The 6,601-nt window shown below is 50.8% G+C and carries 6 protein-coding genes and 1 pseudogene; all 7 read right to left on the minus strand.

What is annotated here, in order from left to right:
- Positions 1–514: pseudogene (locus HP546_RS23795) on the minus strand (hypothetical protein); the annotation flags it as partial.
- Between the two features lie 607 nt (positions 515–1,121).
- Complete coding sequence (trbL, locus tag HP546_RS23800; protein WP_172230320.1) at positions 1,122–2,516, minus strand: P-type conjugative transfer protein TrbL; 1,395 nt, start codon at positions 2,514–2,516, stop codon at positions 1,122–1,124.
- A 201-nt stretch (positions 2,517–2,717) separates the two neighbouring features.
- Positions 2,718–3,473, minus strand: a complete 756-nt coding sequence (gene trbJ / locus HP546_RS23805) for a P-type conjugative transfer protein TrbJ (protein WP_172230323.1) — start codon at positions 3,471–3,473, stop codon at positions 2,718–2,720.
- A gap of 37 nt (positions 3,474–3,510) precedes the next feature.
- The gene (gene traJ / locus HP546_RS23810; RefSeq protein ID WP_104960669.1) at positions 3,511–3,885 is read right to left on the minus strand and encodes a conjugal transfer transcriptional regulator TraJ; all 375 of its coding nucleotides are present in this window, start codon (positions 3,883–3,885) and stop codon (positions 3,511–3,513) included.
- Positions 3,886–4,188: 303 nt separating this feature from the next.
- Complete coding sequence (locus tag HP546_RS23815) at positions 4,189–4,431, minus strand: TraK family protein (RefSeq protein WP_172230326.1); 243 nt, start codon at positions 4,429–4,431, stop codon at positions 4,189–4,191.
- Between the two features lie 916 nt (positions 4,432–5,347).
- Positions 5,348–5,566 (minus strand): hypothetical protein, encoded by a 219-nt coding sequence (locus tag HP546_RS23820; RefSeq protein WP_028633554.1) that lies wholly within the window; start codon positions 5,564–5,566, stop codon positions 5,348–5,350.
- 206 nt (positions 5,567–5,772) lie between these two features.
- A partial coding sequence (locus HP546_RS23825; RefSeq protein WP_172230329.1) for a site-specific integrase occupies positions 5,773–6,601 on the minus strand: 829 nt, incomplete at its 5' end.

The raw sequence follows: 6,601 nt of genomic DNA on the forward strand, positions 1-6,601 counted from the left end.
ATATTCTCGTCCCGCACGCAGGGCAGTCAGTGTGGCGCACATTTTTATATGCGACGATTGCCGTAGTGGCTTCAACTCGCTCGAGTTCGCGAATAATTTCGTCAAGAGACTTCTTGTCGGGAGAACTAGCTGTTGGCTCTTTTGAGGCGTGCAAGTATGAGCCAAGCTTATTATAGTACTTCCGAAATTTTCCCCATTTTATTGCTTGTACTTGCCCGATGCTGATCCATTTCTTTGGCTCCACATTTGGATCAGTTTCCGCTCCAATGGAAATGTCACCGCTTTGGTCGGATATGGGGTCAAATGAGGCTAAAAGCTTGATGATTTGGTCGGCTCGCCATTCTTTAACGAGAGCGCCAGGGATAATGTCCCCATATTGCTTGAGTTGCCGATAGGCCACGGTCTCGAAGCAAAATCTCAGTTCCAAGCATGCATATTTGAACTCGTTCTCATCATTGGAACTTAAAAGCTTTTTGGCACGATTAAGGGTGCTAGAAATATTAAATAAGTCCATTACTATCTCTCATGAAATGTGCTACCACTCTCCGGACGATTTTGTATCACAAAAACTACAGAAATAAACCCCCGTGACAACGGCTTTTTGTGGCTAGTCTGACTAAATTTGGAAGTCGTGCTTCGCTAGAGAGGCGCTCACCTGGCTATTGGGATGGCGGCGTAACGGCCGGCTTCCTTGGCCGAGCGGATAGGTGGCTACAAAGACCACGGTTTCATTCATGCCACTGTGCCACCTCTTGCGTCGGGCATCCTTAGGCAAAGTACGCAAGACGGCCTCTAGCTTGTCGACCCCACACGACATCACTGATCCCGCTGAGGGTGCCAAGGTAGCTAGGCGAGACTCATTTTGAGTCTAGTGGCTTCCGGTGTGTCGATGTGGCTGGATGAACGTCAAGATCCAATAGCGTCTCTGCCCTGTTTTCTCGGAGAATTGACCGAAGTGTTGTTCTCGTGACAAAGATCGGCATCGGACAGAAAAGGCCATTATGCTCGTCAGTGAATTTGGGATTTGGTGAAAATTTGTCATTTATCATTTTTATTCTCAGAAAGTTAACAAATAGTTCTATTTGGGTGTGATAATTTATTGGCTATGTTTATAATGTCTGCTAATCATGAGGTGGGCGTTTGTTAATGAAGTCAGATATTTCATCTGATTTAGCACCCATATCATCGCCTTGGCAAACTTGGCTTCCTTCTAGATTCATTTTTCCCCTTTCATTAATTGTGGCCGCTAGCCTTCCTCCTGCTGTGCATGCTAGTGCTACACTGGCTTGGCCGCTGATGCTATGCCCGATGTTCTCTGAGAGCAGTGAGCCCGCGTTTGCTGCGACTCTGAGCGCGGTCGAAAGCCTGGAAGCGTAGTCCGAATCCTGGCCCTTCTTGACCGTCTCCATAGCTTTTCCTAAAGCAGACTGCGTCGAACCATTCGGCGCGTTCTGTTCTTTCACAAGATCACTGGCACTGTTCCCGCTTTCGTAGGGAACATCATGGATGTTGGCTTGAGCAGCCTTGAACGCAGCGGTAAGGGCTGAGGCACCTCCTGCAATCTCTTTTGCTCCCGCTAGCGCGGAAGCGCCCGCTGACGTGATTGCCGAGGCCGCCAGAGTAGCGGCACCGACTGCAGCACCTGCCCCAAAGCTACCAATCCCGGCGCTTTGACCAGCAGCTCCTACGATTCCTGCCAGCATGGGAGGGAGCTTGTTGACCAAGGAAAGCAAAATCACTGCTGCGACCAACAACACGCAGAGGCTGTTCAAGTCCGGAGTTCCGGTTGCAAAGGCCCTGTAATACTGATCCAGGAATGACTTACCTACTCCAATTAAAAACGTCATGGTAAAAAGCTGGACGCCAATCCCGAGCACCGTTTTGTAGAAGCTAATCGCAATATCTGATGTCCACCTACTACCGCCAAATCCCAAGAGGAGGATCCCCGCGTAAGCAAGCAGCCAAGCCGATACGAGTAATAGGAGCATGTTCACGGCGATGAGTGCCAAGATCACTAAAACCACTATCGCGGCGGCGAGCATCAATGCGGATACCACTGGTGACAAAACCGAGGCAGAAGCGCTGACCTTGGTCAGGATGCCGAATCCGATATCCACAATGCTTGACGGAGATAATCCGGTACCTAGCCCCGCCGCCTTGGCGCTTATCGCCCGCATCGTATTGATGATGGACATTGAAATCGCTGGGCCATTTTGGAGCAGCCACCAGAAAAAGCCCATGGTGCCGAAGAAGCGGATGGTTTCGGCAAAAAATGACTGTAGATCAGCATTTCGTAATGCCATGAGGCCGTAAGTCCACACCATGCTGATCAGCGCGAGGCTCCAGAACAGCCATGACGCGCTGGAGGTGATCTCGGATTGCCAAGTGGTGGCAACGGTCGAGAAGCTGTCGAGGATTTTATTGAGCATGTTTCCGCTATCGAGCCCACCAGCGAGTGCGGTCTTGCTGAACGAAAGTGCTGTTATGGCTAGGTAGATGGTCAATGATCTTTTCATGGGTCACCATTTCCTATCATCGCTTTGGGTGTTTTTATGCCCAAGGACGCAAGCGTCGTAGCTATTTTTTTGAGATGTATCTCGTCCTTCCGTCGGGGTATCGCACTCAACAGAGGTAGGCGTTTGTGGAGCATCACAGCCGTTGAGCAGCAGTGCGCTCAGAATGAGAATTCGTTTAAGTTGTGCGTGCATGCTCTTTCCTCACCAGCCTTTATCAGCGCTTGGGCTGTTTCGGCTACTCAGTGCTCGTTTGTCAGCGGCGGTGTGTTGAGCGTCGCGATCAATACGGACTTGAGCGCTGGTGGCCTGGGCGTTTTGCTGAGCAATCAGCAAGCTGCGAATTTGCAGAAGCTGATTTGCCTGTGCGCTAGCAAGCTGATTGGCTGCCTGGATGGCTTGCATCTGACCTTCCGCGCTGGTTGCCTGTCGCTGTAGGCCTGCGAGCTCACCAGCGTCTTTGCGCAATGTTTCCTGTTGCTTTGAGACGCTGGTCAGTAGGGCATCATTCGCGCGCTTCTTTGTGGAGCTGGCCTCTTTCTGTGCTTGTGCAATGGCTTGTTGATCCGATACACCGCACGCGTCCGAGCCTATGCAAGATGCGCTTTCGTAGTGGGCCGTATCCTGGTAACGCTCAAGATATTTCTCCAGACTGCCAGCTTGGGTCTTGTAGTAGCTGAGTGTGTCCTGAGCAGCGAGAAGCATAGAAATCGTCTGATCGGCCTGACTCCAGATGTAGTCTGCTGGAGCCGCTGAGTTTCGCAGCATGATCTGGTACTGCTGCAGTTGGGTTTTGTACTGCTCGATCTGCTTCGTCACCGCAGCGACATTTTGAATCGCGCTGACAGTTGTCTGGCTCAGATTCACTCCATCCACGACAGGGATTCCGGCGAATGCAAGGTGCAAGGGCAGGGCGCTGGCTATCGCGAAAATCCACTGCTGTTTCTTCGATCTTTTCATAGGGACTCCAGAAGCGAAGGCTCGATTTTTTTAGCCGCTAAAATTTCAGTGCCTGGACCAGCCGAAGCATTTCGTCTTGATTGGCCTCAATGCGTTTCAGCAGCGCTCGTACCATGCCTGGTGTTAGCGGAGTACCGCAGGCCGTCAATTTGGCGTCATCGGTTAGCCATAGCTTCAGAAGCCCACCAAGGCGGCCTTGGTCAGCGTTGATCTTTACGATCTGCGCTACGTACTGGGAGTCGAGCGTGCTTGTAATCTCATAGCCGAGGCTCAGGCGCCGCAGGTACTCAGCGACCGTCAGGCTCGCCTTGGATGCGTTTTCTTTAATGGTTAGCTCCTCACTCGGTAATACCGGCACACGTAAATGCTTTCCGTGTTTACGTGTATCTCTCGCAGCTTCATTGCGGTTCATGGTCTGACCTCTCTTTGGTGTTCACAGAGTCGCGGCAGCGACTGCCTCGCAGAGCAAGACAGCATTGAGCGCCGAAGGCGCGAATACGCGAGAGTGAAATTAGATAGCCGACTTGTCGGTTAGCTAACTTCACCTGTCTTGCCCTGAATATTCGTATGGCTGGCATGAATGTCAGCAGTGATCTCGGGTAAACAATAGGGTTGCTACAGCGTTCAGTTATGAGGTGATCGCTGAAACAATTGTATTGATCGAATATTGAACGCCTGGGCAACGATTGTTCGGCTCAGCAACGGTGTTCAATAGCTATTGAACGCCGCAGTGTACGGGTAGCAATCGCTTGGCGTAGCGACGAAACGCTTGATAGCCAAAGTCGATAGATCCCTCATCATGCAAGGTCGTCCATATCCCTAACAAAGACCAACCTCCTTCAATCGCTTGCAGAATATCCTCGCGTAGCAGGATGAACTTGGCCAAGTTGGTAGCAGGGCTTGAGGGCGGATAGGTTGCAGCTACTCGTTCCGCGATCCACACAGTAAGTGGTTTCATTTCAACCTCTTGGACGACTATGTCTCAGAGCTAGGCTCTGGACCCTCAACTGTCAAAATCCGAACTGGTGATAAGCCAGAGCTAGACCTGTTTACCTTTAACTTCTTTAAATATTCCTTTCCTACGGTAGACCGACTCTCGTTCTTGACAGTTGAGGGGCTTTCTTTCGGACTTGCTGTCGGGGTCCTTGGAGGCGCGTTATCGGAACTCGCTGGCTCCCATGAAGATGATTGGTCCTTGAAGTTATAACTGCCGTCTCGGTAGCGCTTGATCACTCCGTGGAACCACCTGATCGCTGTGGTTTTGATCGATCCTGCTTTGATTGCAGCTGACAGCTCGTTCAGCATCCGCTGCTGGTCAATGGGCGCAACCTGCTCCAGCGCCTTGAAAATTTGGCTCCTGGTTTCCGCGGAGACCAATGCCGCCAACCGTAGCGGAGGATCCCCGGCCGCCGGGGCTGGGTTGGGCGACGTAGTAGTTTTTTTATTTTTTGGTTTTATTGTTTGTTTAGTATTTATATGTGCTTGTTTCTCCGGGTGCGGCTGATCCGTCGTCGGTTTATCCACGTTTGGGTTTTCGCAATATGGTGCAGAGTCGGCCCTTTCAGACGGTTCGTCAGAGATATGCCACACCGTCTTTGCGAATCGACCTCGAGAGTCGTGGGTGCGCTCGATGCTCAAATAGCCTGCGGTCTCAAGCTCTTGCAGTCCGCTCCTGGTTGCGGCTGCACCAGTACCATTTTTCTTGGCTAGCGATTCCATTGTCAGATACGGATAGCCTGGGGGTAGGGAAAGCAATTTCACCAATAGTCCTAACGATTTCCAACTCAAGTTTTGGTCACTTATTACATCGTTAGGGATGATTGTGAAATGACTTGATACCTTCCTTTTTACAATTAGGGATATAGACATCGTCGTCAGCCCTGCTCGAGAACCTTGGCTACATCTGCGGTTCTAAAGTAAATCCTTCTGCCAATTCTGACCTTGCAAGGAAGAAATTTTCTCGATACCTCATTGTCGCCACTCAGGCTGATTCTCAGGCCGTCCTTGCTTCTATGTAATACCTCTGCAAGCTGCTCAAGGGACAAAAGTGGAGCCCCAGAGAATAAGTCGCGTATGTATTCTTCCGTGGTCATGTTAGGTGTCCTCCGCTTAATTTCGGATATCCTATGACACCTAACGCGATTTTTAAAAGTATTTTTTCAAACTCCACTTGACGGTGAAAAAGTTTAGCTATAGCTCCTCTTAATTGTTTAGTTAAACTTTTCCAGAGTTGTAGTTTTTTAGCGGCTAAAATTTATTTTCAGCTTGTGGGTCGCGATAGAAGAGCTAAGGACTTTAGCTAAACTACCTTTTGGGGTTTAGCTAAACTTTTCTTTCTTTTTGACATGCTATCTAGTCGGGCAACTAGATCCTCGGAGCGTAAGTGCGTATATCTTTTCAACATTTGCATTGATTTGTGGCCGCTGATGCTCGATACCTCTTGGTCGGAGAGACCGCCCTCCACAAGGCGGCTTACCGCCTCATGTCTCAAGTCGTGAAATCTGAAGTCGGATAGCTGTAGCTTCTTGACCAGTAGCCCCCAGATTTTTGTGAACGCGTAGGGGCGACGTTTCCCGTCCTTCCCAGGTTCACCAAAAAACACCAGATTGCAATCGCTAGGGCGAGCGGGATTCATCATCGCGGCTTTGAAAAGCGCAGTCGCTCGCTTGCTCAGTGGCACAGTTCGTTGACCATCATTTTTCGTGTCAACGAGTCTTACGATGCGTCGCTCTGTATCCACCTGAGGTCTGCGTAGCGACGCGATTTCACCTGAGCGCATACCAGTTTCCAGAGCGATGCCAACGATCCACCCAAGCATTGGATTGCTATGCCGATTCACCTCTGCGAACAGCCGCCGTTCCTCATCCGGCGAGAGTCTACGATTGCGACCCTCCCCGGGGCTTGGCTTGCGTATATTCAACACGGGGTTAAACGTCAGGCCCAGCCCCCATTCTTGGATCGCGACCGTGAAAACGTGGCTCAGTAGAGCCAGCTCCAGGCGAACGGTGTTGTTGCTGGTCGTGCCTGCGCGGCCTGGCTCGTTAAGGCGCTTGTCGCGATAGTTGGCAATGGTTTCAGCGGAAAGGGCTGCGAGAGAATACTTGCCCAGATGCTCCGTTAGCTTTTTA

Source organism: Pseudomonas sp. CM25 (genome assembly GCF_013179705.1).
Lineage (GTDB): Bacteria > Pseudomonadota > Gammaproteobacteria > Pseudomonadales > Pseudomonadaceae > Aquipseudomonas.

What these genes read in the sequence shown, in the direction of transcription:
- trbL (WP_172230320.1), bottom strand. Translation starts at nt 2,516, where the DNA reads ATGAAAAGATCATTGACCATCTACCTAGCCATAACAGCACTTTCGTTC.
- trbJ (WP_172230323.1), bottom strand. Translation starts at nt 3,473, where the DNA reads ATGAAAAGATCGAAGAAACAGCAGTGGATTTTCGCGATAGCCAGCGCC.
- traJ (WP_104960669.1), bottom strand. Translation starts at nt 3,885, where the DNA reads ATGAACCGCAATGAAGCTGCGAGAGATACACGTAAACACGGAAAGCAT.
- HP546_RS23815 (WP_172230326.1), bottom strand. Translation starts at nt 4,431, where the DNA reads ATGAAACCACTTACTGTGTGGATCGCGGAACGAGTAGCTGCAACCTAT.
- HP546_RS23820 (WP_028633554.1), bottom strand. Translation starts at nt 5,566, where the DNA reads ATGACCACGGAAGAATACATACGCGACTTATTCTCTGGGGCTCCACTT.